24 protein-coding genes and 1 tRNA gene are annotated in these 25,607 nt (G+C 74.0%); 11 read left to right on the top strand and 14 right to left on the bottom strand.

Annotated elements, in window-relative coordinates; all coding sequences use genetic code 11:
• Window positions 1–129 precede the first annotated feature (129 nt).
• Genes ACQFYA_RS03915 through ACQFYA_RS03890 form a run of 6 tightly spaced genes read left to right on the top strand, consistent with a single transcriptional unit; the run spans window position 130 to window position 5,301 of the window.
• Window positions 130–576 (top strand): plasmid replication, integration and excision activator, encoded by a 447-nt coding sequence (locus ACQFYA_RS03915; RefSeq protein ID WP_499121704.1) that lies wholly within the window; start codon window positions 130–132, stop codon window positions 574–576.
• A complete protein-coding gene (locus ACQFYA_RS03910; protein ID WP_499121703.1) occupies window positions 576–944 on the top strand; it encodes a hypothetical protein in 369 nt (122 codons plus the stop codon). The genes ACQFYA_RS03915 and ACQFYA_RS03910 overlap by 1 nt, the downstream gene beginning before the upstream one ends.
• Window positions 944–2,446, top strand: coding sequence for an FtsK/SpoIIIE domain-containing protein (locus ACQFYA_RS03905; RefSeq protein WP_499127421.1), 1,503 nt, complete (start codon window positions 944–946; stop codon window positions 2,444–2,446). Before ACQFYA_RS03910 ends, ACQFYA_RS03905 begins: the two co-directional genes overlap by 1 nt.
• Window positions 2,446–3,978, top strand: coding sequence for a replication initiator (locus tag ACQFYA_RS03900; protein WP_499121702.1), 1,533 nt, complete (start codon window positions 2,446–2,448; stop codon window positions 3,976–3,978). Before ACQFYA_RS03905 ends, ACQFYA_RS03900 begins: the two co-directional genes overlap by 1 nt.
• 43 nt (window positions 3,979–4,021) lie before the next feature.
• The gene (locus ACQFYA_RS03895; protein ID WP_499121700.1) at window positions 4,022–4,195 is read left to right on the top strand and encodes a helix-turn-helix transcriptional regulator; all 174 of its coding nucleotides are present in this window, start codon (window positions 4,022–4,024) and stop codon (window positions 4,193–4,195) included.
• The gene (locus ACQFYA_RS03890) at window positions 4,192–5,301 is read left to right on the top strand and encodes a tyrosine-type recombinase/integrase (RefSeq protein ID WP_499121698.1); all 1,110 of its coding nucleotides are present in this window, start codon (window positions 4,192–4,194) and stop codon (window positions 5,299–5,301) included. Before ACQFYA_RS03895 ends, ACQFYA_RS03890 begins: the two co-directional genes overlap by 4 nt.
• A gap of 60 nt (window positions 5,302–5,361) precedes the next feature.
• Here the strand turns inward: ACQFYA_RS03890 and ACQFYA_RS03885 are convergent.
• A tRNA-Thr gene (locus ACQFYA_RS03885) sits at window positions 5,362–5,437 on the bottom strand.
• Window positions 5,438–5,638: 201 nt separating this feature from the next.
• On the opposite strand from ACQFYA_RS03885, the gene ACQFYA_RS03880 reads away from it, so the two are divergent.
• Entirely contained in the window at window positions 5,639–6,535 is an 897-nt protein-coding gene (locus ACQFYA_RS03880; protein WP_499121697.1) for a PrsW family glutamic-type intramembrane protease, read from the top strand.
• 87 nt (window positions 6,536–6,622) lie between these two features.
• On the opposite strand, the gene ACQFYA_RS03875 is transcribed toward ACQFYA_RS03880, so the two are convergent.
• The 5 genes from ACQFYA_RS03875 to tmk all read right to left on the bottom strand — a co-directional run bounded on the left by ACQFYA_RS03875 (window position 6,623) and on the right by tmk (window position 12,459).
• On the bottom strand, window positions 6,623–8,218 hold the full coding sequence (locus ACQFYA_RS03875; protein ID WP_499121696.1) for an alpha/beta hydrolase: 1,596 nt from the start codon (window positions 8,216–8,218) through the stop codon (window positions 6,623–6,625).
• Window positions 8,219–8,259: 41 nt separating this feature from the next.
• Complete coding sequence (locus ACQFYA_RS03870) at window positions 8,260–8,823, bottom strand: hypothetical protein (protein ID WP_499121695.1); 564 nt, start codon at window positions 8,821–8,823, stop codon at window positions 8,260–8,262.
• Window positions 8,820–10,505 (bottom strand): enoyl-CoA hydratase-related protein, encoded by a 1,686-nt coding sequence (locus ACQFYA_RS03865; protein WP_499121694.1) that lies wholly within the window; start codon window positions 10,503–10,505, stop codon window positions 8,820–8,822. The genes ACQFYA_RS03870 and ACQFYA_RS03865 overlap by 4 nt, the downstream gene beginning before the upstream one ends.
• Window positions 10,506–10,615: 110 nt before the next feature.
• The gene (locus tag ACQFYA_RS03860) at window positions 10,616–11,767 is read right to left on the bottom strand and encodes a DNA polymerase III subunit delta' (RefSeq protein ID WP_499121692.1); all 1,152 of its coding nucleotides are present in this window, start codon (window positions 11,765–11,767) and stop codon (window positions 10,616–10,618) included.
• Window positions 11,764–12,459 (bottom strand): dTMP kinase, encoded by a 696-nt coding sequence (gene tmk, locus ACQFYA_RS03855; RefSeq protein WP_499121691.1) that lies wholly within the window; start codon window positions 12,457–12,459, stop codon window positions 11,764–11,766. The genes ACQFYA_RS03860 and tmk overlap by 4 nt, the downstream gene beginning before the upstream one ends.
• A 104-nt stretch (window positions 12,460–12,563) precedes the next feature.
• Between tmk and ACQFYA_RS03850 the strand changes: the two genes are divergently transcribed.
• The gene (locus ACQFYA_RS03850) at window positions 12,564–12,962 is read left to right on the top strand and encodes a pyridoxamine 5'-phosphate oxidase family protein (RefSeq protein ID WP_499121690.1); all 399 of its coding nucleotides are present in this window, start codon (window positions 12,564–12,566) and stop codon (window positions 12,960–12,962) included.
• Window positions 12,963–13,011: 49 nt separating this feature from the next.
• Here the strand turns inward: ACQFYA_RS03850 and ACQFYA_RS03845 are convergent, their stop codons facing one another.
• Window positions 13,012–14,076: a Gfo/Idh/MocA family protein gene (locus tag ACQFYA_RS03845; RefSeq protein WP_499121689.1), complete on the bottom strand. Its 1,065-nt coding sequence runs from the start codon at window positions 14,074–14,076 to the stop codon at window positions 13,012–13,014.
• Between the two features lie 4 nt (window positions 14,077–14,080).
• A complete protein-coding gene (locus tag ACQFYA_RS03840) occupies window positions 14,081–14,569 on the bottom strand; it encodes a MarR family winged helix-turn-helix transcriptional regulator (protein ID WP_499121687.1) in 489 nt (162 codons plus the stop codon).
• Window positions 14,570–14,645: 76 nt separating this feature from the next.
• Here ACQFYA_RS03840 and ACQFYA_RS03835 point away from each other — a divergent pair, with 76 nt between their 5' ends.
• Entirely contained in the window at window positions 14,646–14,861 is a 216-nt protein-coding gene (locus tag ACQFYA_RS03835) for a hypothetical protein (protein WP_499121685.1), read from the top strand.
• A gap of 83 nt (window positions 14,862–14,944) precedes the next feature.
• Here the strand turns inward: ACQFYA_RS03835 and topA are convergent, their stop codons facing one another.
• Complete coding sequence (gene topA, locus ACQFYA_RS03830) at window positions 14,945–17,695, bottom strand: type I DNA topoisomerase (RefSeq protein WP_499121684.1); 2,751 nt, start codon at window positions 17,693–17,695, stop codon at window positions 14,945–14,947.
• Between the two features lie 113 nt (window positions 17,696–17,808).
• Window positions 17,809–18,792, bottom strand: a complete 984-nt coding sequence (locus tag ACQFYA_RS03825; RefSeq protein WP_499121682.1) for a phosphatase PAP2 family protein — start codon at window positions 18,790–18,792, stop codon at window positions 17,809–17,811.
• Between the two features lie 338 nt (window positions 18,793–19,130).
• Here ACQFYA_RS03825 and ACQFYA_RS03820 point away from each other — a divergent pair, with 338 nt between their 5' ends.
• On the top strand, window positions 19,131–19,778 hold the full coding sequence (locus ACQFYA_RS03820; protein WP_499121681.1) for a TetR/AcrR family transcriptional regulator: 648 nt from the start codon (window positions 19,131–19,133) through the stop codon (window positions 19,776–19,778).
• Between the two features lie 174 nt (window positions 19,779–19,952).
• Here the strand turns inward: ACQFYA_RS03820 and ACQFYA_RS03815 are convergent, their stop codons facing one another.
• Entirely contained in the window at window positions 19,953–21,095 is a 1,143-nt protein-coding gene (locus ACQFYA_RS03815; RefSeq protein ID WP_499121680.1) for a S1 family peptidase, read from the bottom strand.
• Window positions 21,096–21,222: 127 nt separating this feature from the next.
• On the opposite strand from ACQFYA_RS03815, the gene ACQFYA_RS03810 reads away from it, so the two are divergent.
• Window positions 21,223–22,647: a TrkH family potassium uptake protein gene (locus ACQFYA_RS03810; RefSeq protein ID WP_499121678.1), complete on the top strand. Its 1,425-nt coding sequence runs from the start codon at window positions 21,223–21,225 to the stop codon at window positions 22,645–22,647.
• Between the two features lie 117 nt (window positions 22,648–22,764).
• On the opposite strand, the gene ACQFYA_RS03805 is transcribed toward ACQFYA_RS03810, so the two are convergent.
• The 3 genes from ACQFYA_RS03805 to ACQFYA_RS03795 form a co-directional block, all read right to left on the bottom strand.
• Entirely contained in the window at window positions 22,765–23,301 is a 537-nt protein-coding gene (locus ACQFYA_RS03805) for a hypothetical protein (protein WP_499121677.1), read from the bottom strand.
• A gap of 73 nt (window positions 23,302–23,374) precedes the next feature.
• Complete coding sequence (locus ACQFYA_RS03800) at window positions 23,375–24,985, bottom strand: DUF7059 domain-containing protein (RefSeq protein WP_499121676.1); 1,611 nt, start codon at window positions 24,983–24,985, stop codon at window positions 23,375–23,377.
• Window positions 24,982–25,566, bottom strand: coding sequence for a hypothetical protein (locus tag ACQFYA_RS03795; protein ID WP_499121674.1), 585 nt, complete (start codon window positions 25,564–25,566; stop codon window positions 24,982–24,984). The genes ACQFYA_RS03800 and ACQFYA_RS03795 overlap by 4 nt, the downstream gene beginning before the upstream one ends.
• Between the last annotated feature and the right edge of the window lie 41 nt (window positions 25,567–25,607).

Here is a 25,607-nt window from a genome sequence, read left to right as displayed (position 1 = left end):
CCTAGGCGCCTTGTCCAACCAAGTCAGCCAACATGGCTGGGTCGTTGACATGACTAGCCAAGCCGTGCATCCTGAGTGAGTCAGATCACATGACTAGGCAACCTAGTCACGAGATGCAGGGAGCTAGACATGGCAATCGCCAAGCGTTTCCCCGTCGCTCACGCGATGGTCTTCCCGAACGGGGCGTTCCTGCGCGGTTTCGTCGAGCCGGTCGCGGATTTCCAGGCCGAGCAGCGCCCGGACGGGTCGCGCCCGCAGCAGCGGGACAAGGAGACCGGGCTGCCGCTGTGGCAGTGCACGGTCATCGACGCCGATGACGACGCGAACCGCAAGGACATCGGTGTGAGCGTGAAGTTCGCGGCCGAGGTGCAGCCGGTGCCGCCGAAGAACACCTCTTCCCTGCCGTGGACGCCGGTGGAGTTCACCGGTCTGACGGCGCTGCCGTGGATCGACGACAACGGCAATCGGCCGCGCATCGCCTGGTCCCTGCGAGCAACCGGGATCGTCGCTCCCGGGCAGGGCCGGACGGACGCGAAGCCGCCGGAGTCCAAGCCCGAGTCCAAGGCGGCGGCCTGATGTCCGCGCCCGTCAGCGGCGGGCTCGCTCCTGCGGAGTTGCTACAAGTCGCTGGGGACCTGATCGAGTGGGTCGGCGGCCGGGTGGCCTACCTCGCGCTCGGGCGCACGACCGTGAGCGTCCATGTCGACTGCCAGGCGGATGCCGAGCACCTGGCCCGGCTGCTGTCGCTGGGCGAGGTGACGGACTACCCGCCCGAGGAGCATGCCCGCGGGTTCACGGTGTGGTCTTCGATGCCGGGGGTCGAGCCGCGGTTCGCGGTGCACTACGGGGGCGACCTGGTCTGTCCGGTGCGCGCGTTCCCGCCGACCGAGCCGTGGTGGCACGACCTCGAGGCCGGGTTCGACGACGGGGTGGAGGCGGCGTGATGGACGCGCTCGGCACGGCGTGGGCCGTCATCCGGACGGTCGCCGGGGCGGTGTGGCACCTGGTGTGGTGGACGCTGCGGTCCTGGCGGCTGCTGCTGGCCTGCGTCGTGCTGGGCAACGTCCTGCTCATCCTCGACCACGAGGTGGCCGGCCAGACAGTGCTCTGGTGCGTCCCCGCGTTCTCGACGCTGCGCGCGGTCTGGTCCGCGGTCCACCCGCTGACCTACGAGACCGTGCTCGGCGGACCGATCCGCCGTCGCGGATGGCGTCGCCATCTGCGCAAGCACTGGCCGAAGATCGCCGACCGCTGCGGCCTGACCCTCACGACCGACGACGCCCGCGTCATCCCCCGCCTGCGACGGGTCCGCACGGACGGCAACGCCCTCACCTTCCAGGTCCGGGCCCGGGTCGGGCACACCGTGGACGACCTCACGAACGCTGCCGAGGCCATCGCGACCTCGATGGGTGCCGAGGCCGTCGAGACTCGCCGACTCGGCGCCGGCTGGCTCGAGCTCTCACTGACGATGCGCGAGCTGCTGCACGTGCCGACCCTGCCCACCATCCCCGAGACCATCGAGACCAGTGCGGTCATCCTCGGGCGCACCGCGGACGGGTCACCGTGGCGCCTGAACCTGGCGGCCCGGCACACCCTCGTCGTCGGGCGTTCCGGCTCGGGTAAGGGGTCGATCTTCTGGGGCATCGCCGGGAACCTCGCCCCGGCCGCTCACGCCGGGATGGCGCGGCTATGGGGTGTCGACCTCAAGGGTGGTGTCGAGGTCGCGGTCGGGTCTCCGATGTTCTCTCGCGTCGCGATGAACGAGGCCGACGCGGTCCGGCTCCTGCGGGACCTGCACCGCGTGATCGTCGACCGGCAGAGCGTCATGCGTGGCCTGTCGCGCACGTTCACCCCGACGCCGGGCGACCCGGTGCACGTGCTGATGATCGACGAGCTCGCCGTCCTGACCGCGTACGCGTCCAAGGACGTCGTGAACGAGGCCGCCAACCTGTTGAAGCTGATCCTGACCCAGGGGCGCGCGTTCGGGGTCATGGTCGTGGCGTTCGTGCAGGACCCGCGCAAGGAGACCGTGGGCATGCGCGATCTGTTTACGCAGACCATCGCGCTGCGCCTCGCGTCGGCCTCGGAGACGCGCATGGTGCTCGGAGACGGCATGGCCACCCTCGCGCCGGCCCACCACGTCCCGGCCACGATGCCGGGCGCCGGCTACTTGGTCGGGGACGACGGCCAAGTGGAGCGGGTGCGGGCGGACTACTGGGCCGATGACTTCATCCGGATGGTCGCCGCCACCTTCCCCGCGCCGCCTGCGCCGCCGCTGCCCACGGAAGCCGAAACGGACTCACCTGTGGGCGATGCCGTCCCCGCTGAGGCTCCGGGCGAGACCGTCGAGACGGCGCCGCGTCCCCGTCCGCGCACGCCGCGAAAGCGCAGCCCTCGTAAGACGACCACCGCCGCGTCCACCGAGCCGGGTGCCGAGGTCGCCTGATGGACACGGCCACGGCGACGGAAGAGGGCTTCTGGGGGCACTCCCCCGAGGTTCCCCTCGACCTGGCCGACCTGACCGGCGCGCAAGCCGCGGGCATCCTTGGACGGCTGGCCGATCGGTCGATGCCCGCCCTGTCCGAGACCGTGGCGCGGGTCGGCAACTGCTCGCACCCCGTGCGGCTGGTCGGACGTTCCGACACTGTCGATACGCGCACCGGGGAGATCGTCGAGACGTTCCGGTCCGCCGACCAGCCGCTCGGGATGCTCTACAAGCCGTGTGGCAACCGGCGCGAGGACGTCTGCCCGGCCTGCTCGCGCATCTACGCCCGCGACACCTTCGAGCTCATCTCCACCGGCACCCGCGGCGGCAAGGGCGTCCCCGACACGGTGGCGGCGAACCCGCTGCTGTTCGTCACCCTCACCGCGCCCTCGTTCGGGCCGGTGCACTCGGTGCGCGACGGCAAGCAACCCTGCCGACCCCGCGCCGGGACGACCGTCTGCGAGCACGGCAGGCGGCTCACCTGCTGGGCCCGCCACGATCCCGCCGACGCCGAGGTCGGTGCGCCGCTGTGCCCGGACTGCTACGACACCGACACGGCGGCGGTGTGGCAGTGGTTCGCGCCCGAGCTGTGGCGGCGTTTCACGATCACCCTGCGTCGCCATCTCGCCGCCGCGCTCGACGTCACCGCTTCCGCGCTGCGGGACCACCTGCGCCTCGAATACGCCAAGGTCGCCGAGTTCCAGGCCCGCGGCCTCGTGCACTTCCATGCGCTGATCCGCCTCGACGGCCCTGACGGCCCCGGCACCCCGTCACCGATCCCCGGCGCCGCACTGGCCGACGTCGTCCGCGACGCCGCGGCCGCCGTGCACTACACCGCCGACCCGGTCGACTCCGGCGACGTGACCCGGCTGCTGCGGTTCGGGGCACAGACAGACGTGCGCGTCGTGCGGGAGTCCAGCGTCACGGACCGGGCGGTGACTGCCGAGCAGGTCGCCGGCTACCTGGCGAAGTACTCCACCAAGGCGGCCGGCCTCGACCCCGCTCGCCCGCGCCCGCACCTGGCCGCGCTGACCGCGGCATGCCGCGACCTGGCCGCCCGAGCGCTGGTCGGCTGCGACTTCGGCTGCGGCGAGCGAGCAACGAACCGGCATCCGGCGCTGTGTGGGGACTGCCAAGCCAGCCCGTACGCGCTGCTCGGGCACTGGGCCCCGATGCTCGGCTTCCGCGGGCACTTCTCCACCAAGTCCCGCCGCTACTCCGTCACCCTCGGCGCGCTGCGCCGCGCCCGCCGCCGCTTCCAACGCCTCACCGCCGACGCCCGGCGCAACGGGCAGCCGCTCGACACCCGCGACCTCGAAGCCCGGCTCATGGCCGACGACGAGGCCGAGACCACCCTCGTCGTCGGCTCCTGGACCTACGAAGGCACCGGCTGGCCCCGCGCGGGCGACAAGGCGCTGGCCGATGCCGCCGCGTCCCGCGCCCGCGAGTATGCGAGGTGGCGAGCAGACCAGCGCACCGACCGCCCGGCGTGACAGCGCCCGGCCACACACGCAAGAGACCACGTGGGGAGGAACCATGGACGAGTACCTGACGACCGAGGAAGTGGCGACGTGGCTCAAGGTCGCGCCGTCGACGGTATGCCGGTGGCGGCTGGCCGGGAAGGGGCCGCGGGTCACGTGGCTCTCGCCGTCGCTGCCGCGGTACCGGAAGGCCGATCTGCTGGCCTGGCTGCAGAGGTCGGCGGCATGACGGTCCGCAAGACGCCGGGCGGCCGGTTCCGGGCCCAGCTCAAGAGCGGTCGCGAGTTCGTCACGTCGCGGACGTTCGGCACCAAGCGCGAGGCCGATGCCTGGCTTCGTCGGGAGCGTGCCGCGCTGGACGGCGGGTACGACCCGCGCGCGGGAAAGGAGCGCACGAACCTGGTGCTGAAACGCTGGCTCGCGGTCCGGGAGCGGACGGTGGCGCCGACGACGTACTACGCCGACAAGAACATGGTCCGGATCATGCCGACGAGCATGCGGAACGTGCACCTGTCGGCCATCACCGAGCGGGAGGTGGCGCGGTCGTTCGAGCTGCTGCTGTCCCAGGGCCTCGCGGAGTCGTCGGTGGTGCGCTTCCGCGCGAGCCTGTCGGCGTTCTACGCCTGGTGCCTGCGCGAGAAGCTGGTGAGCAGCAACCCGGTGATCGGCGTCCGGGTCCCGAAGGGGTCGGCCGAGGTCGACGAGATGGATCCGTTCACCGAGGACGAGCTCGAAGCGGCGTACCTGGTCTGGAAGGCCAAGGACCCACGGATCGCAGACGTCCTGCTGGTGATGGGGTGGACGGGCCTGCGCTGGGGCGAGATGCGCGCCATGCAAGTCTCGTCGTTCCTCGAGGTGCCGACGCCGGCGCTGATGGTGCGGCGCAACCAGCCCGAGCGGTACGCGGTGAAGTCGACCAAGGGCCGGCGCACGCGTCGGGTGCCGGTGGCGAACCGGGTGCTGCCCATCGTCCGCGAGTTCGCGGCGGGCAAGTCGTCGCGCGACCTGCTGTTCACGACGTCGGGCGGCGCGCAGTTCTGGCGGACCCAGACGCTGCGGGCCCTCGACTGGTCGGTCAAGGACGCGGCGGGCCAGGACGTCGGGACCGGTCGGGGGCGGCGTCTGCACGATCTTCGGCACACCGCGGCGTGCCTGTGGCTGGCGCGTGGCGTGGACCCGGGGACGGTCCAGGCGTGGTGCGGGCACGAGTCGATCGCGACCACGAACCTCTACGTCCACTTCCTGGGGACGGGGGCCGATCGGGCCGGCCTGGAGAGGCTGAATCAGGGCCCGGGGAGCGCGGGGGGTGCGCAAGATGGCCAAAGGGGTGCCTGAGACGCAGAAAACCCCCGCCGACTCCGGACTGTTCGTCCAGGTCAGCAGGGGTTTCCTTGCTGGAGCCGCCTATCGGAATCGAACCGATGACCTATTCATTACGAGTGAATCGCTCTACCGACTGAGCTAAGGCGGCGGGCCGTCACCCGGCGTGCTGCCGGATCAACGAGCGCGCCCACAGTACCTGACGTGCGGGGCGGTCTCCAAAACCGGCGCCGGCCGCCCGGTGCCGCTTCCGCGCGACAGCGCGCCCCGACCTGCCCATACTCGTGCAAAGCACCCCGCGGCCCGGCGCGCACCTGCGCCAGGACCCTGCCGAACCGCCTGGAGGACGACGATGCACCCCACCCCCGCGCCGCAGGTCACGACCGTGCCGACCGGTCGAGGCTGGTGGTGGAAGACGCTGGTCCTCGGCGTCCTGCTGTGGGCCGTGACGGCGGCGGTGACGTTCGGCACGCAGAACTCGAACCTCATCCCGACGGTCATCCTGCTCGGCAGCTTCCTCGTGCCGTTCAGCGTGGTGCTGTTCGTCGTCGAGAAGGCGCACGGCTCGATCGACATCCTGCTACTGCTCGGGGCGTTCTTCTTCGGCGGCATCTTCGGCGTGCTGGGCGCGTCGATCCTGGAGTCGCACCTCTCGCCGTCGCTGTGGATCTACGTGGGCGTCGGCGCGATCGAGGAGCTCGTCAAGATCGTCGTGTTCCTCGTGGTCGGGGCGCGGGTCGCCGAGAAGACGGGGCTCAAGGGCGCGCTGCTCGGCGCGACCGTCGGCGCCGGGTTCGCCGCGTTCGAGTCCGCGGGCTACGCGTTCAACGCGAGCCTCACCCGCCTGGGCCAGATCGACCTGAACGCCCTGCTGCAGACGGAGGCCGTGCGCGGCCTGCTCACCCCCGTCGGGCACGTGCTGTGGACGGCCATCCTGGGCGCAGCGATCTTCGGCGCCGCGTCGGCGGCCGGGAAGTACCGGTTCACCGGCGGCGTGCTGCTCGCCTACCTGGCCGTCGTCGCCCTGCACGCGGCGTGGGACTCCATGGGCTTCATCTCCGCCTACCTGGCGATCAAGCTCACCGGCGGCGTGCACTACGAGCTCGCCTACGGGCAGCTGCTGCCGGTCGCCTCCGACAACGCCTCCACCTGGTCCACGGTGTTCTACGTGCTCGGGCTCGCCGTCATCTCCGTGCTGGGCGTGCTCGCCCTGCGGCACTGGTCCCGGGCGCGGCGCATCGCTGGGTGAGGACGACGCTGGTCTCGACAGGCTCGACCGGCGACGTTGGTCTCGACAGGCTCGACCGGCGACGTTGGTCTCGACCGGCGACGCCGATCAGCAGGTCGTGCCCGCCTTCGGCACGTCCCCGTCCACGAGGTAGGACTCGACGGCGTCCGCCACGCACGCGCGCGACGGGGAGTACGCGGTGTGCCCCTCGCCCTGGTAGGTGAGGAGCACCCCGGAGTCGAGCGTCTTCGCCAGGCCCTGCGCCCACACGTACGGGGTGGCCGGGTCGTTGGTGGTGCCGACGACGACGATGGGCGGCGCGCCCTTCGCGTGCAGGTCGAACTCCTTCTCGGCCACCGGGGCCGGCCAGTCGGTGCACGACGTGCCCCCGTAGGCGAAGAACGTGCCGACCGTGGGGGCCGCCTTCTCGATCTCCGCCGCCTCGGCGCGCATCTCGCCGAGGTCGGAGGTGCCGCGGTCGTCGAGGCACCCGATGGCGCGGAAGGCCTCGGTGGAGTTGGTCGAGAAGCTGCCGTCCGCGTTCCGGTCGTTGTAGGTGTCGGCGAGGTAGAGCAGCGTGTCGCCCGTCCCACTGTTGATCGCCTCGTCCAGGGCCTGCGTGAGCACCGGCCAGTTCGCCTGGTTGTACAGCGTGATGGCGATGCCGTAGAAGGCGAGGTTCCGGGTGACGGGCCGGTCGGTGTCCGAGGTCGGGATCGGCCGCTCGTACGCCGAGTCCAGGAGGGCGCGGATCTGCTTCATCCCGGCGTCCACCGACCCGGTGAGCGGGCAGCCGCCGCCGGCCTGGCAATCCGCCACGTACGCGCGCAGGGCGTTCTCGAAGCCGACGGCCTGCCCCTTCGAGATCTCGTCGGCCGACAGGCTCGTGTCGATGGCGCCGTCGAGCACCAGGCGGCCCGCCCGCTCCGGGAAGAGCCCCGCGTAGGTGGCGCCGAGCTGGGTGCCGTAGGAGAAGCCCAGGTAGTTCAGCTGGTCGTCGCCCAGCACGGCGCGCAGCATGTCCATGTCCCGCGCGGCGCTCTGCGTGTCGACCTCGCCGACCAGGTCGCCGGAGTTCTCCGCGCAGGCCTCGCCCATGGCCCGCGCCTCGGCGGCCATCGCCTCGACGCCCTCGTCGGTGCTGGTGTCGAAGTCCTTGGCCAGCGACTCGTCCTTGCGGGCGTCGTCGAAGCACTTCACGGCCGTGGAGTCCTGCACGCCGCGCGGGTCGAACCCGACGATGTCGAACGCGTCGTGCAGCCGCTTGCCGAAGACCGGGTCCGCCCCCGTGGCGTCGCTGCGCACGAAGTCGACCCCGGACGCCCCCGGGCCGCCCGGGTTCACCAGCAGCGACCCCTCGGGGTCCTTGCCGTCGGCGGGGTTGCGGACCAGCGCCAGCTCGATGCTGCCCGCGTCCGGGTCCTGCCACGACATCGGCGCGGACGCCGTCGCGCACTCGAAGCCGTCCTTGCAGTCCTTCCACTCGAGCGCCTGCCCGTAGTACTCCCCGAAGCCCTCGGGCGCCTGCTCGGCCGCCGGCCCCGTGGTGGCCCCCACGGGCGACTGCTCCTTGTCGGGGGCGGTGCACCCGGCGAGCAGCAGGGCGCCGGCGACGAGCGTGGCGGCGATGCCGTGGGCGGTGCCGAGCGGCGAGCGGCGGGAGGTCGTGCGGCGGGCGGTCGGGCGGCGCTCGTCGGAATTCACCCGCCCAACCTACCGTCGCCGGACCGGGGCCCTCGACGCCGTCAGCCGGCGGCGGTGACCCAGCCCACCGGGCCGGTCTCGCCGGCGGCGGCGCGAGGCGCCACCTCGACCGTGCCGAGGTCGCCGAGGCGCACCGTCACGGGCGCGCCGGCGTCGGCGTCCGACGGGACGGCGACCGCGCTGGTCGTCGGGGTGTAGTCCATGGTGCACGGGCCCGGGTCGGGCTCGACCATGCCGACGTCCAGCGCCTCCTGGCCGTCGGCCCACCCCGCCTCGGCCTCGGCGAGGCGGGGGCAGGTGCTCGACCCGTACGTCACGACGAGCAGCACGCCGGGCGTGGGCGACCAGGCCGCCCCCGCCGGGCTGTCGAACGTGCCCTCCGCGCCCTCGGGCAGCCCGCGCACGTGCTCGCCCGGGGCCGGGGCGCCGGTCACCTCGCCCGACGGCGAGGGCGAGGCGGACGGTGACGCGGGCGGCGTCGACGGGCCCGACGACGCGCCACCGGACGGCTCGCCGGACGCGCACGCGGTCACCAGCAGCGCGAGGGATCCCGCGACGCCCGCCAGCACGAGGCCGCGGAGCGCGCGGAACGCCGGGGTCGTCATCCGGCGACCGTCTCGCGGACGTCCGCGAACCGCAACCGCTCCGGCGTCACCTGCGGCGCGGCCTTGCGCAGGAAGTCGCGGCGCTTGGCCGCGAACCCGCGCCGGTCGTCGAAGAGGTCGCGCGCCATCTCCGCCAGCTCGATGGTCCGGTAGTACGACAGCGGGCGGCGCGGTGCCCGCACGCGGGCGGCGGCGAGCGCCTCCGCCCGGCCCTCCGGCGTCGTCAGCTCCGCGGCCCGGTCGGCCAGCCAGGCGGCGAACCGCTCCGGGTCGCGCGGCCCGACGCCGTCCACGAGGCCCACCGTGGCCGCCTCCGCGACGGACACCGGCAGCTTGTCGCTCAGCAGCCGGTCGGCGTCGATCTCCCCGAGCCGGGCCGCGACCGTCCACGTGTGCAGCTCGGAGCCGAAGATGCCCATGTCGTAGTAGGGGTTGAGCACCACGCCGTCGCGCGCGAGGACGACGTCGGCGCACAGCCCGGCCATCACGCCGCCCGCGCCGGCGTTCGCGGTGAACGCGGCCACGGTGAGCTGGTCGGCGGACGCGATCGCCTCGCACAGGTCGTCGATGGCCCGGATGTTGGCCCACGCCTCGGCCGCCGGGTCGGGCGACGCCTCGATCGCGCCGAGGTGGATGCCGTTCGAGAACGCGTGCTCGGTGCCGCGCACCACGAGCACCGTCGTGTCCTCCGTCAGGGCCCTCTCGACGGCGGTCGTGAGCCGGCGGCACTGCTCCGTGTGCATCGCGCCGCTGTACGACCGGAACGTCAGGTAGCCGACGTCGCCGACCCGCTCGTAGGCCGACTCCGCGAGCGCGGCGGGCGCCGGGTGGAACGCGACGCCCGAGACGTCGAGCACCCATGCGGCGGGCAGCTTGGTGCCGCGCTTCTCGGCGAGGGTCGCGGCGTAGCCCACCCACAGGGTGCCGTCGCCGGTCGCCAGGGCCACGGCGTCGTCGTCCCGGCCCACCACGGTGCCGGGCGCGGCGTCGGGGTCGATCACCTCCGCGGTCGCGACGGCGTCGAACAGGCACACCCGCTCGCCCCGCACCGTCGCGGGGGCGCCGGGCGCGCCGTCGGCCGCGGCGACCGTGCGCGCCAGCTCCGCGGCGGGGCGCGCGAGGTCGAGCTCGAAGGCGGCCCGGCGCAGCAGCGGCAGCTCGCCCGTGCCCGGCACCTCGTGCACCAGCTGGTCGGCCGGCACCGGCGGCTCGCCCGCGGCGACCTTGCGCAGCACCTCCTCGACGCACGCCAGCGCGGCGTCCGCGACGAGCCCGTTGTACAGGGCGCTCTTGGCGACCGGCGGCGTCGGCAGCGCGAACGTCGACGTCGCCCACACGGGGCCGGCGTCCATCTCCTCCACCGTGGACAGGGCCGTGACGCCCCACCGCTCGCGGCCGTCGAGGATCGCGTGGTCCAGCGACGACGGGCCGCGGTCCCCGACCGGGCCGGGGTGCACGACGACGGTGGTCCAGCGCCGCCACACGTCCTCGGGCACGCGGTGCTTGAGGAAGGGAGCCAGGACGAGGTCCGGACCGATCTCCTCGACGCGGGCCGTCAGGTCCTCCGGGGTCGCGAAGGTGGGCGCCAGCTCCACGCCGACGTCGTGCCCCCGGTCCGCCAGATGGCCCCACACGCGCTGCGTGAGCCCGTTGAACGCCGAGACGAGCAGCAGGATCCTCATGCCAACCCCCAGTCAGGTCACGGGGGCCACCGTGGCCCCCGCCGCGGAACACCTCACCGCATGAAGGGGTGATCAGGCAACTGTCGTCCCGGATACCTCGCGCCTCGGGCTCAGCCCTGCGGGCGCAGCGCGACCGTCATGGCCTCCAGCGCCAGCAGCGGCGCCACGTTGCCCTCGAGCCGCTCGCGCGCGGTGCCGATCGCGTCCATCCGGCGGATCGTCTGCTCCGGCGTCGAGTCGGCGGCGAGCGCCCGCACGGTCCCGTCGTGCTCGGCGTTCACCAGGTCCACCGTCGCCCCGAGCTGCACCACGAGCACGTCCCGGTACAGGGACAGCAGGTCCACCATCGACCGGTCGAGGACGTCGCGCTGGCGCCGCGTCGCGCGACGCTTCTGGTCGTCCTCGAGCTGCTTGAGCTGCGAGCGCAGGCGCGGCGGCAGCGTGTCGCCGTCCTGCACGCCGAGCGCGCGCAGCAGCTCCGCCTTCTCGACGGCGTCCCGCTCCGCGGTGGCCGCGACGGCCTCGGCCTTGGCCACGTCCACCAGCTCCCCGGCGGCGAGCACGGCATCGCCCACGCCCCGGATGCGGCGCGCGACCTCGAGCACCGCGTCGCGGCGCTCGCGCGCGTCGGTGTCGCGGGCGAGGCGGCGCGCCAGCCCGACGTGCGACTGGGCGGCCCGGGCCGCGACGAGGGCGACGTCCGGGTCGATCCCGTCGCGGCGCACGAGCAGGTCGGCGACGTCCCGGGCGGGCGGCACCCGCAGCACGACGCCGCGGCAGCGCGAGCGGATGGTGGGCAGCACGTCCTGCGCGCTCGGGGCGCACAGCACCCACACCGTGTGCGGCGGGGGCTCCTCGATGGCCTTGAGCAGCACGTTCGTGGTGCGCTCGGCCATCCGGTCGGCGTCCTCGACGACGATCACCCGGAAGCGGCCCGACGACGGCGTGCGCGCGGCCGTCATGATGAGGTCGCGCACCTCGTCGATGGTGATGACCACCTTGTCCGTGGCGACGACGGTGAGGTCGGGGTGGGTGCCGGCCAGCGTGGTCGTGCAGGCGTGACACCGCCCGCAGCCGCCGGTCTCGCCGTCGGAGCCGGTGCACTGCAGCGCGGCCGCGAAGGCGCGCGCCGCGACCGAGCGGCCGGAGCCGGGCGGACCGGTGAGCAGCCAGGCGTGCGTCATCGCGGCCGGGTGGGTCGCGGCGCGCCGCAGCAGCGCCACCGCGTCCGGCTGGCCGACGACGTCGTCCCACACGCTCATGCGCGCCCCTCCCCGTCCGGAGTCCGAGCCTGTCGGAACCTGGTCTCGACAGGCTCGACCAGCGCGGGCGTGAGGTCCAGGCGGGCCGCCAGGTCGACCCGCACCTGGGCCTGCACGTCGTCCAGCGGCGCGGACGCGTCCACGACCATCCAGCGGACGGGGTCGGCGGCGGCGCGGCGCAGGAACGTCTCGCGGGTGCGGCGGTGGAACTCGTCCCCGGCCCGCTCGAGCCGGTCCGGCGCGCCGGACAGGCGGGCGGCGCCGACGACGGGGTCGAGGTCGAGGAGCACGGTGACGTCCGGCATGAGGTCGCCCGTGGCCCACCGGGACAGGCTCTCGACCTCCTCCTCGGAGAGCTCGCGGCCACCGGCCTGGTAGGCCACCGAGGAGTCGATGTAGCGGTCCGTGACCACCACCGCGCCGCGCACGAGCGCCGGCCGCACGACCGTCGCGACGTGGTGGGCGCGGTCCGCGGCGTACAGCAGCGCCTCGGTGCGCGGGTCCATGTCGCCGCCGTGCAGCACCTCCCGGCGCAGGGTGGCGCCCAGGTCGGTGCCGCCCGGCTCGCGCGTCACGACGACCTCGCGGCCGGTGACCTCGCGCAGCCACTCCCCGAGCAGGCGCACGTGCGTGGACTTGCCGACGCCGTCGCCGCCCTCGAACGAGACGAAGTACCCGGGTGTGCTGCTCACTCCGGACACCCTAGCCGTGACCACCCCCACGCTCCCCCGGCGGGCGGCCCCGCCCGGGCGGCGTCACGATGGGAGGGACACCGCACGTCACCCCTGGAGGTCGCATGCCCACCGCGCCGGTCACCCTGCTCACCGAGGACGCCTCCTGGGAGTTCCTCCGCACCCGGTCGGTCGGGCGCCTGGCGACCGCCGTCGGCGGCGAGGCGGAGATCTTCCCGGTGAGCTTCGCCGTCGGCGACGGCGTCCTGTACTTCCGCACCCGGCCCGGCACCAAGCTCGTGGAGCTCACGGTGAACTCGCGCGTCGCGTTCGAGGCCGACGAGTGGGGCGAGACCGTCGCGACGAGCGTGGTGATGAAGGGCACCGCCCGCATCCTCGAGACGGACGCCGAGCTGGCCGCCGCCCGCGCCACCGGCCTCGTGAGCTTCCAGGACGACGACAAGGACGTGTGGGTCAGCATCACGCCCACCGAGCTCAGCGGCCGGCGGCTCGAGCGCGACTGAACCTGTCGGGACCAGGTTTCGACAGGCTCAACCGGCGGTTTCGACAGGCTCAACCAGCGGCGGGGTACACGACCCCCGCCTGGCGGCGCACCTCGTCGAGGGTGTCCATGACCTCGAGCGTGCCGTCCCACGACATGCGCGGGCTCTGGGTCTCCCCCGCCGCGACCCGGCGCGCGACCTCGGCGGCCTGGTACTGCTTGCCCTCGCCGCGGAACCCGTCGTAGGCCCAGGTGGCGCCGTCGTGCCGCTCGACGGTGAACGACGTCGGGGCGTAGAACGTGCGGGCCACCTCGATGCGGCCCTCGGTGCCGGAGATCACGGCCGTGTTGGCGGTGCGAGCCCAGAGCGTCGTCGACAGCGTGGCCTGGACGCCCTCCGGGTACGCGAGCACCATGCCGATCTGCCCGTCCACGCCCGTCTCGGTGAGGGCGCCGACGGCGGTGACCGACGCGGGCGCGCCGAGCAGGTCGTGCGCGAAGGAGACCGGGTAGACGCCGAGGTCCAGCAGCGCGCCGCCCGCCAGGCCGGGGGCGTACAGCCGGTGCTCGGGGTCGAAGGGGAACTGCTGGCCGTGGTCGGCGACGACGCTGACCACGCGGCCGATCTCGCCGCGCGCGAGCACGCCGCGCAGCGCCGCCACGTGCGGCAGGAAGCGCGTCCACATCGCCTCCATGACGAAGACGCCGGCGTCGCGGGCGGCGTCGAGCACCTCGCGGGCCTGCGCGGCGTCCTGGGTGAACGCCTTCTCGACGAGCACGTGCTTGCCGGCGCGGACCGCGAGCAGCGCGTGCTCGTGGTGGTGGGAGTGCGGCGTCGCGACGTACACGACGTCGACCTCCGGGTCGGAGACCAGCGCGGCGTAGTCGCCGTGCGACCGCGCGCCGGGCGCGTGCGCCGCGGCGAACGCCTCGGCCTTGGCCACGTCGCGCGACCCGACGGCCACGACGCTCGAGGCCGTGTGCTCCCGGACGCCGTCCGAGAACGAGCCGGCGATGTTGCCGGCGCCCAGCACGCCCCAGCGCACGGCGGGCGCGGTCCGCGGGTCGGGCACCGTGCCCAGGAGGTCGTCGGTGGTGAGTCCGGGCGCGTACGAGGCGGGCGTGACGTCGGTCATGACCTCACCGTAGTGGGGCGGGCTCCTCGGCGGTCGGCGCGCCCGGGGCGAGCGCGGCCGCGACCACCCGGTCGGCGACGTCGCGCACCCGCTCGAGCTCGGCGAGGCTCAGGCCGCTCGCCGCGACCACCGCGGCGGGCACCTTCTCCGCCTCGGCCCGCAGGGCGCGGCCGGCGTCGGTGAGGTGCAGCTCGACGACGCGCGCGTCGCCGCTGCCGCGCCGGCGCTCGAGCATGCCCTGCCGCTCCAGCCGCTTGAGCAGCGGCGACAGCGTGCCCGGGTCGAGCAGCAGGCGGGCGGACAGGCCCGTGACCGTCGTGGTGGCGCCGGCCCGGTCGTCCTGCCACAGGCCGAGCATCACGAGGTACTGCGGGTGCGTGAGGCCCAGCGGCTCGAGGATCGGGCGGTAGATCGACACCATCGCGCGGGCGGCCGCCGAGAGCGAGAAGCACACCTGGGCCTCGAGGCGCAGGGGGTCGGCGGGCAGGTCCATGCGCCCAGCCTACGATTCCCGGATATGGTTGGCGCACCAATAGTTGGCCCACCAAGGATTGCAGCGAGGAGTTCCCATGGCACGGCGCGCGCGACGCGAGGACGACGACCGGACCTGGGGGATGAAGGCCACCGAGTTCTTCCTGCCCTTCTTCGGGCCGGCCTCGATCCGGAAGACCCCGCCGATCCCCCCGACGGCGGAGGACATCGCCCGGGACGCCCAGCTGCGGCACACGCTGCAACGCGTCACCCGCGCCGACGGGCACGTGTACCTCGTGGAGCGCGACACCTGACGCCCCCGAACGCTGGTTGAGCCTGTCGAAATCGGGTTTCGGCAGGCTCAACCAGCGGTTCGACAGGCTCAACCGACGGCGGGCTACTTCTTGGTGGCCGTCTTCCGGGTGGTCGTCTTCTTGGCGGGCGCCTTGGCCGTCGTGGTGCGGCGCTTCTTCGCCGGGCCGGCCGCGCGCTTCTCGGCGAGCAGCTCGATCGCGCGCTCCGGCGTGATGCTCTCCGGCGTGACGTCGCGCGGCAGGGTCCGGTTCGTCTCGCCGTCGGTCACGTACGCGCCGAAGCGGCCGTCCTTGACGACGATCGGCTTGCCGCTGGTCGGGTCGTCGCCCAGCTCGCGCAGCGGCGGGGTGGCGGCGCGGGCGCCGCGCCCCCGCTTGGGCTCCGCGTAGATCTTCAGCGCCTCGTCCAGCGTGATCGTGAAGAGCTGCTCCTCCGACGCGATCGTGCGCGAGTCCGTGCCCTTCTTGAGGTACGGCCCGTAGCGCCCGTTCTGCGCGGTGATCTCGTCGCCCGACTCCGGGTCGGTGCCCACGACGCGCGGCAGCGACAGCAGCTTCAGCGCGTCGTCCAGGGTCACCGTCTCCAGCGACATGTCCTTGAACAGCGACGCCGTGCGCGGCTTCGGCTGCGCGGCCTTCGCCCTCTTCTGCGCCGCCGCCGACAGGCTCGTGTCGATCTCCGGCAGGTCCAGCACCTCGGTGACGAACGGCCCGTAACGGCCCGACTTCGCGATGATCGGGTGGCCCGACTCCGGGTCGGTGCCGAGCTGCTTGCCGTCGTCGGCGCCCGCGGCCAGCAGCTCGCGCGCCATGGCCACGGTGAGCTCGTCGGGGGCGACGTCCTCCGGGATCGACGCGCGCGGCGGGTTCTGCCCCTCCGCCACCTCGGCGCCCAGGTCCTCGACGTACGGGCCGTACCGGCCGACGCGCACCCGGATGCCCTCGCCGATCTCCACCGAGTTGATCGCCACGGGGTCGATCTCGCCCAGGTTCTCGACCAGCGCGTGCAGGCCCCAGCCGGTGCTCTCGCCCGAGCCGTCGCCGAAGTAGAACCGCGTCAGCCAGGCCACGCGGTCCCGGCTGCCCGACGCGATCTGGTCGAGGTCGGCCTCCATCTCGGCCGTGAAGTCGTAGTCCACCAGCCAGCGGAAGTGCTCCTCGAGCAGCCGCACGACGGCGAACGCCAGCCACGTCGGCACCATCGCCTGGCCCTTGGTGCGCACGTAGCCGCGGTCCTGGATGGTCGAGATGGTCGCCGCGTACGTGGACGGGCGGCCGATGCCGAGCTCCTCCAGGGCCTTGACCAGCGACGCCTCCGTGTACCGGGCCGGCGGCGAGGTCGAGTGCCCGTCGGCCACGAGGTCGTCGCCGCGCAGCGGGTCGTCCTCCGCCATGCGCGGCAGGCGCGCCTCCTTCGCGGAGGCGTCCGCGCCCTCCGCGACGTCCGTCCCCTCCTCGTACGCGGCGAGGAAGCCGCGGAAGGTGATGACCGTGCCGGACGCCGAGAAGACGGCGTCGCGGCCCGCGAGCTCGCCCGCCGCGCCGGCCAGCGCGGCCACGACGCGCACCGACGCCGTCGAGCCCTTGGCGTCGGCCATCTGCGAGGCGACGGTGCGCTTCCAGATCAGCTCGTACAGCTTGAACTGGTCGCCGGAGATCTCGCGCGCGACCTGCGCGGGGGTGCGGAACGAGTCGCCGGCGGGGCGGATCGCCTCGTGCGCCTCCTGCGCGCCCTTGTTCTTCGGGGCGTACAGCCGGGGCGCGCCCGGCACGTACTCGGGGCCGTACAGCTCGGCCGCCTGGCGCCGGGCCGCGTCCGTCGCCTCCGAGGACAGCGACGGCGAGTCGGTCCGCATGTACGTGATGTAGCCGTTCTCGTACAGCGCCTGCGCGGTGCGCATCGTCTGCCGCGAGCTCATGCGGAGCTTGCGGCTCGCCTCCTGCTGCAGCGTCGAGGTGGTGAACGGCGCCGCGGGCTTGCGCGAGTACGGCTTGGTCTCGAGCGAGCGGACCGTGAACGACGCGTCCGCCAGGCCGGCGACGACGGCGTTCGCCGACGCCTCGTCGAGCTGCACCACCCCGGTGCGCACCTTGAGGCGGCCGCGGTCGTCGAAGTCGCGGCCCGCGGCCACGCGGTCCGCGCCGAGGCCGGTGAGGCGGGCGCGGAACGCCTGCCCGGCGTCGTCGCCCGTCGTCGGGGCGAACTGCCCCGTCACGTCCCAGTAGTCCGCGGAGACGAACGCCATCCGCTCGCGCTCGCGCTCCACGACGAGCCGCGTCGCGACGGACTGCACGCGGCCCGCGGACAGGCCCTGGCGCACCTTGCGCCACAGCACCGGCGACACCTCGTAGCCGTAGAGGCGGTCGAGGATGCGGCGGGTCTCCTGCGCGTCGACGAGGTCGGTGTCGAGCTCGCGGGTGTTCTCCAGGGCCCGCAGGATCGCCTCGCGGGTGATCTCGTGGAACACCATCCGCTTGACCGGCACCTTGGGCTTGAGCTCCTGGATGAGGTGCCAGGCGATGGCCTCGCCCTCGCGGTCCTCATCGGTGGCGAGGAAGAGCTCGTCGGCCTCCTTGAGCGCCTTCTTCAGCTCGCGGACCTTCTGCTTCTTGTCCGCGTGCACCTCGTAGTAGGGGTCGAACCCGTTGTCGACGTCCACGGCGAACTTGCCGTACGGGCCCTTCTTCATGTCCGCGGGCAGGTCACGCGGCTGCGGCAGGTCGCGGATGTGCCCGACGCTCGCCTCGACCTCGAAGTCGTCTCCGAGGTAGCCCTGGATCTTGCGAGCCTTGGTGGGCGACTCGACGATCACGAGCTTGCGTGGCTGGGGCATCCGTTCCTGCTTTCCCTGTTGCTGCGGCGGTGCTGGCAGTGGCCGGCCGACCGGTCATGTCACGGTACGACATCCGCTCGTCACTTCCCCGACACGGGCCGTCGGGCGGCACTCTACCGAGGGGCGAGGCGAGGCTGCGCGGTGAGCTGCCGCAGCACGAGCAGGACGGCGAACACCGCGCCCGTCACCGCGAGCACCCCGACCGCCCCCGCCGCGTACGCGGTGAGGTCCGGCGACAGCGGCACCGGGTCGCCCTGCGTGACGAGCCCGACGAGCGTGGCGCCGGAGGCGAGGCCGCCGGCCAGCGACGCGAGCAGCAGCAGCCCCGCGACGACGTACGACCCCGGTGCCGCGTACGACGCGCCCGGCTTGCGCAGCACGTCCGTGGACGACGCCGGCGTGAACGCGCACACCGCGGCACCCCACGCGAGGACGACGAGCAGCGCGGCGACGACGTCCGACGGGCGGTGCCACTGCCCCACCAGCGTCGAGACCCCGGTCGCGCCGGTGTAGGCGGCGCCGAGCAGCGCGACCACGGGTCGCCAGGCGCGCGGCGTGACGAGCAGCAGCGCCACCGACACCGACGCGGCCACCGTCGTGTGCCCGCTGGGGAGCGTGTTGGGTCCCGTCCAGCCGGCGAGCAGCTCGGGCCGGTCGAGGACCCAGTGCTTGAGCACCTGGGTGGTGACGTTGGCGCCGCCCACGAGCACGGCGACCTGCAGGGCGAGCACCCAGCGCCGTCGTGCCGCGGCGACCAGCACCGCCACGCCCACGCCCGCGACGACGAACGCCACGGACACGACGTCGAGCACCGGCTCCGCGACCTGCCACAGCCGGCCCTGGCCGTGCGTCGCGCCGAGGAACGCCAGCTCGTCCACCCGCTGGCCGGCCGCCGTCCCGACGAAGAACCGCCAGGTCAGCCAGACCCCGACCGCGGCGAGCAGCGCCGCGACCGCCGCGACGACGCGCGGCGCCGTGCGGACCTGCGGGGTGGGCCGCTCCCCGCGCCAGGCGCCGACCGGCAGGATCGGCGCGCCGACGCCCGACGTCCCCTGCGACGGGGTCGGCGGTGGCAGCGGGCGCGTCTCGGTGAGCACGGGATCACGCTACCGACTCGGTGTGGTGGAAACGTACGCGGACCGTGGGGACCTCTCCCCGCTCCCGCACACCTGTCGGCCCGCTCCGACCTGCCTTCCAGCACGCGGCGCTCGACCGACGCGAGCCACACCTCGCGGCGGATCCGCTCGTCCACGCGGGCGGCCTTCTCCTCGATGCTCAGGTCGGCGCCCAGCGCGTCGATCGTCGAGCCCGACGCCTCGTGCCCGGCAGGGGCTCCGCCCGGAGCCGAGACGCGCGCGACGGCGTCGGCCGAGCCAGTGGAGTACTGGCTGCTGACGAGAACTTGTGCAGACGAAGGTCAAAGTACGGTGACGCCATGGCAGACGGCAGCCCCCCGCGACGGACCCGCCCCTCGAAGGCCGAGCGGCGCGAGGAGATCCTCGGCGCGGCCACCCGCGTCTTCGGCTCGAAGGGCTACCACGCGGGGTCGCTGGTGGACGTCGCCGAGCAGGTGGGGATCACGCACGCCGGCGTGCTGCACCACTTCGGCAGCAAGGACAAGCTGCTCTGGGCGGTGCTCGAGTACCGCGACCGGGTGGACGTCGAGCACATCGAGGGGCAGCACATCCCCGGCGGGCTCGACCTGTTCCGGCACCTCATGACCACGGCGCGGATGAACGCCGAGCGGCGCGGCATCGTGCAGGCCTACGCGGTCCTCACGGGCGAGTCCGTGACCGACGGCCACCCCGCCGCCACGTGGGTCACCGAGCGCTTCGCGGTGCTGCGCCAGGAGATCGCCACGGCCCTGCGGCAGGTGGCGCAGGAGCGCGGCGTCGAGCTCGACGACCGTCGCGCCCGCCGCGCCGCGAGCGCCGTCATCGGCGTCATGGACGGCCTCCAGGTGCAGTGGCTGCTCGGCCCCGACGCCGTCGACCTCGCCGAGGACACCGCGTTCGCGATCGAGGCCGTCCTCGCCGCCGCGCTCGCGGGCCCGGACGCCCCGCGCACCGTCCCCGCGAGGTAGTTCAAGAGCCCGCGAGGTAGTTCAGAATTCCGCGAGGTAGTTCGAAAAACCGCGAGGTAGTTCGAGTCTCGGCGAGGTAGTTCACCTCCGCCCCAGGTGAACTACCTCGCCGTTTTTCGAACTACCTCGCGGAATTCTGAACTACCTCGCGGGGAGCTGGACTACCTCGCGGGGTCAGCCGGTCACCAGGGTGAGGCCGTAGGCGTCGAGGATCTCGCCCACCGGCTGGAAGTACGTGGTGCCGCCGGACGTGCAGTCCCCCGACCCGCCGGACGTGACACCCTGCGCCTGGTCGCCCGCGAGCAGCGAACCGCCGGAGTCGCCCGGCTCCGCGCACACGTCGGTCTGGATCAGCCCGTCGACCGTGCCCTCGGCGTACGAGACGGACACGCCGAGCGCCTCGACCGTGCCGCAGTGCCAGCCGGACGTGGACCCGGAGCGGCACAGCTGGGCGCCCACCGGCGCGGGGGTGGCGCCCGCCACCGCGACCTGGCCGCCGGACCAGTCGTTCACGGCGCCGACCGGTGTGCTGCCGACGCCCACCTGGACGTACGCGTAGTCGTCGCCCGGGAAGCTCGACCCCGCGAACGCGCCCGTCGGCGTCGACGTCGCGTCCCCCGCAGAGCCGCAGTGGCCCGCGGTCACGAAGCCGCCGGTCACGGCGAACCCGACCGAGCACCGCGCGGCCCGGTTGATGAGGTACGCGTTGCCGCCGACCACGTCGTCGAGCACGCGCGGGCGCTGGGCCGTCGTCTCGACGGTGACGGCGGCGCTCGGCACGTCCGCGTCGTCCAGCACGTCGGACAGCCCGCCCCTCGTCGCGGCGGCCGACCTGGCCAGCGTCTCCACCACCAGGGTGTTGTCGCGGACGTCCACGCGCCAGCCGGTGACGCCGCGCCCGGCGGAGTCGCCCAGGTCGGCGGCCCACCCCTCCAGCTGGTCCAGCGAGTAGCGGGCGTCGACCGCCCGGGCGCCCGCGGCGCGCACCGCGGCGGCGCCGGCGCCACCCGCGGTGGCCACGAACAGGCGGTCGCGCTCGGGGTCGAGCCAGGCGCCGGCGAAATCGTCGCCGAGCGCGTCCCGCAGCCGCTCCTGCGCCGCCGCGGCGTCGTCCTGGAAGTCGAGGCGCTGCACGGCGCGGTCGTGCGGCACGCCGAGGTCGTCCTGCAGGGCCTGCAGGAGGCCGGCCGGATATCGGTCCGCGCCCGCCACGTCGTCGTCGGGGGACGGGCCCGCGGCCTGCGCCGTCGCCGCGGTCGCCGCGAGGGTGAGCCCGGTGGCCGTGGCGGCCAGCGTCCTGAAGGTCGTGCGTCTCATCGGAGCTTTCCTTCCGTCAGGGGCCGGACGGTTGCCCGACGCACGTCACGCTACGAGGGTGACCATCGCACGGCCAGGGCGCGTCCAGGACACGGAAGAGCCGTCCCGGGTGCCACACTGGGCGTTCGTGCCCCCGCTCCCGTGGACCCGGCCCCGTCGCCCGCCGGTGACCGCCCCCGCCTCGACCGTCGGCCTCCGGCGCCGCCCGGCCCAGGTGGTCACCCTCGCGTTCCTCGCGACCATCGCCGCGGGCACGGCCCTGCTGAGCCTGCCCGTCAGCGCGACGGGCCGGAACGCCAGCTTCGTCGAGGCCCTGTTCACCGCCACGTCCGCCACATGCGTGACGGGCCTGGCCGTGGTGGACACCGAGACGTTCTGGACGCCGTTCGGGCAGGTCGTGATCCTGCTCCTCATCCAGGTGGGCGGGTTCGGAGTCATGACCCTCGCCTCGCTGCTCGGCCTGCTGCTCACCCGGCGCCTCGGGCTGGGCACCCGCCTGGTGGCCACGGAGTCCACGCGCTCGGTCGGCCTGGGCGACGTGCGCCGCGTGCTGCTCGGGGTGCTGCGCTTCACCGTGGTCACCGAGCTGGTCGTGGCCGTGCTGCTGACCGCCCGCCTCGCGACCGCCTACGACGAGTCCCTCGGCCACGCCGCATGGTCCGGGCTGTTCCACGCGGTCTCGGCGTTCAACAACGCCGGGTTCTCGATCTACAGCCAGAGCCTGGTGCCGTTCGTCGCCGACCCGTGGGTCTGCCTCCCGATCTGCGCCGCGATCATCGTGGGCGGGATCGGGTTTCCCGTGCTGCTGGAGCTGTGGCGGCTGCACCGCACGCGCCGCACCGAGGGCGGCCCCAGCGACCTGCGGCGGCTCTCGCGGTGGAGCGTGCACACGCGCCTCACCGTGCTGCTCACCGCCGTGCTGCTGGCGGTGGGCACCGTGTTCTTCCTCGCCGCCGAGTGGCGCAACCCCGGTACCTTCGGCCCGCTCGACCCGCCGGCCAAGGTGCTGGCGGCGTTCACGCAGGCCGTCATGCCCCGCACCGCCGGCTTCAACTCCGTGGACGTCTCGCAGCTCAACAACGGCACGTGGTTCTTCACCGACATGCTCATGTTCGTGGGCGCCGGGTCCGGCGGCACCGCCGGCGGCATCAAGGTCACCACGTTCGCGGTGCTCGCCGTCGCCATCTGGGCCGAGCTGCGCGGCGACCCCGACGCCACCGTCTTCGACCGGAGGCTGACGCCCGGCACCCAGCGCCAGGCCCTCACCGTGGCGCTCGTCGGCGTCGCCGCCGTCGTGCTGCCCACCCTGGCGATCACCCTCTCCACCAGCCTGTTCACCCTCGACCAGGTGCTGTACGAGGTGGTCTCCGCCTTCAGCACGACCGGCCTGTCCACCGGCATCACCGCGGACATGCAGCCCTGGCACCAGCTCGTGCTCGTCGCGCTGATGTTCCTGGGCAGGCTCGGCCCCATCACGCTCGGCACAGGCCTCGCGATGCGCGACCGGCAGCGGCGGTACCGGCGGCCCGAGGCCGCGGTCGTCATCGGCTGACGGCCCGCCCGGGCGAGCCGGCGACACCGCCGGACCGGACGCAGCGAGCCCCGCCGAGCGGGGCTCGGCGGGGCTCGACGGTGCTCGACGTCAGGGCTCGACGTCAGGTCGGTCGGGTCAGCAGTGGGTGCCGGCGTAGGTGCCGACGGCCTGGGCGGCGTCCTGGAACTCCTGGCCGGTCATCGCGGTCATGGCGTCGTTGATCTTGGTCATCGCGTCGGCGTCGGTGGGGTTCTCGACCGCCGTGCTGAGACCGTCCGTCGCGGTGCGGAAGGACGTCGTGAGGGTCTCCCAGTCGTCCGCGATCTCGGCCGGCGGCTCGCTGACGCCCTCGAGCGTGGTGGTGAGCTCCTCGAGCGTGTCGAGGGTGGGCTGCAGGTCGGACGGGTCGACGTCGCTCATCGCGGACGACGCGTCGGTGAGGGCCTGCACGGCGCCGCAGACGTCGTCGCCCGCCGCCTCGTCGGCCGGCGACTCCTCGGCCGGGGTCTCCTCGGCGGGAGTCTCGTCGGCCGTCTGCTCCTCGGCAGCGGTGCCCGCGTCCGTCGAGCCGGCGTCGGGGTCGCCCGAGCCGCTGCACGCGGCCAGGCCCAGGGCGATCAGGGCGCTCGCGGCCACGGCGGTGGCACGGGTCATGGTCTGTCGGTTGCGCATGGGGACCATGGTGACGGACCCGCGTCGCACACGCTCCCCCGCCCCACGGGGAGACCTCCCCGTGTGGCGGGCGTCACGCCGGGCGCAGGAACCCGTCGCGCACCAGCCCGCGCACGGCGGGCAGCAGCTCGGCGCCCAGGTCGTCCGCCGGGACGTCGAGCAACGCGCCCAGCGCCCCGACGATCTGCCCGACCGCCAGCTCGCCGTCGCACACCCCGACGAACGCCGCGAGCCCGGTCGAGGCGTGCACGCCGCGGCCCAGCCCGTCGCCCTGCCGGATCACGACGACGTTCGGGTCCGCCTGGCCGGGGGTGTGGAACCGCTCCTCGCTGACGTCGTCGGCCACCACGAGGTGCGCGTCCGCCAGCGCTGCGTCGTCGCGCGCCTCGAGCCAGTCGTGCGCCGCCAGCGACGCCGCCAGGTGCGCGCCCAGCGGCTGGTGCACGGTGCCCGTGTGCTCCTCGAGCCTCCGCAGCGTCGAGCGCGCGCCGTCGGACGGGCGGCGCAGCGTGACGACGCCGAAGCCGACCCCCTCCACGTCGCGGGAGGCGAAGTCGTCGAGCCACGCCCCGTACGCCGCGGCCCAGGCGGCGGGCTCCCGCTCCCTCGTGGTGCCGCCGTCGCGGATCCAGGTCTCGGCGTACTCGGCCGGGTCGAGCACCTCGCGCTGGATCACCCAGCCGTCGAGGCCGGACGCGTCGAGCCACGCGCCCACCCGCTCCGTCCACGGCTCCCCGCGGCGGTGCTCCCAGTTGCCGAGCAGCTGCGCGACGCCGCCCGGGGCGAGCACCTGCGCGACGTCGCGCACCAGGTCGCGCACGAGGTCGTCGCCCGACCGCCCGCCGTCGCGGTACTCGTAGTCCCCCAGCGCCTGCGCGACGGCCGCGCCGGCCGCCCCCGAGTGCGGGGTGATGACGAACGGCGGGTTCGACACCACGAGGTCGAAGCAGTCGTCGGCCACCGGCTCGAGCATCGAGCCCTGCCGCAGCTCGACGTCGACGCGCCGGTCCGAGGGCGGCGCGTTGAGGGCGAGGTTGAACCGCGCGAACCCGAGGGCGCGGCGCGACAGGTCCGTGCCCACCACCCGGCGGGCGTGCCGGGCCGCGTGCAGCGCCTGGATGCCGCAACCGGTGCCGAGGTCGAGCACGCGGTCCACCGGCGTGCGCACCGTGACCTGCGCCAGCGTCGCGGACGCGCCGCCCGCGCCCAGCACGTGGTCCGGCGCGAGGCGGCCGCCCGTGGCCAGCTCCGAGAGGTCGCTCGACAGCCACCACGACGCCTCGCCCCCGGCGTCGACCGCCGCGTACGGGCGCAGGTCGACAACGGCGCGCACCGCGTCGTCGGCGCCCTCGCCCGCGGCGTCCACCAGCCCCAGACGGTGGGCGCCGGAGGTGCCGAGCCCCGGCAGCGCGCGGTCCAGGTCCGACCGCGGGACGGTGTCGCCGAGCAGGAACAGGCGGGCGAGCGCCGCCCGCGGCTCGTGCGCCGGCGCCGCCTCGGCGAGCGCCCGCCGGGCGGGCACGGTCTGCTCGCGGTGCAGCGCGGCGGACGCCACGTCGCCCAGCGCCTCGCCCACCCCGTCCACCGTGTACCCGGCGGAGTCGAGGCCGGCGCGCAGGGCGTCGACGAGCGGCGCCGCGCCTCCCGCGGCCCCGGGGACGGGGGTGGACGCGACGGTCGTCATCGGCCCGAGCAGGACGTCGAGAGGAACCCGGTGATGTCCTTGGCGGCCGTGGTCGCCTCCGCCGTGTCGTCCGCGGTGATCGCGTCCGACATCGCGGAGCTCACGGCGTTCGCGTCGTCCTCGTCGACGTCGTCGAACGCGCTCACCGCGCTGCCCAGGTAGTCGGACATGGTGCCCCAGGCGGTCGCGATGTCGGCGGGCGGCTCCGCCTCCGCCATCGCGTGGTCCGCGGTGCGGAAGCTCTGCACCAGCGCGCGCGGGTGCTCGGGGCTGAGGTCGACGAGCGCACGGTTGGTCGACGACCAGGCCACCTGCAGCTCGGCGCACTGCTCCGCGTCCGCGGCGGGCTTCTCGGCGTCGCCCGAGCCCGCGCTCGGGGACGGGGTGGCCGCCTTCGACCGGGACGGCTGGCCCTCGACGCCCATGCTCAGGTCGCCCGGGACGGACACCGCGGGCGCGGGCTCCGCCACGGGCTCCGCGCCGTCGCCGCCCTGGCCGCACCCGGCGAGCCCGGCCCCCGCGACGAGCATCCCCACGACGACGACCGGGAGCTGGCGGGACAGGAGGCGGGCTCGGCGCATCCCCCTATGGTGAACCACCGCTCGCGCGCGTGGAAATCCGC

Origin of the sequence: Promicromonospora sp. Marseille-Q5078 (assembly GCF_050315395.1) — a bacterium.
Lineage (GTDB): Bacteria > Actinomycetota > Actinomycetes > Actinomycetales > Cellulomonadaceae > Isoptericola.
This window is presented reverse-complemented; position numbering and strand designations above follow the sequence as displayed.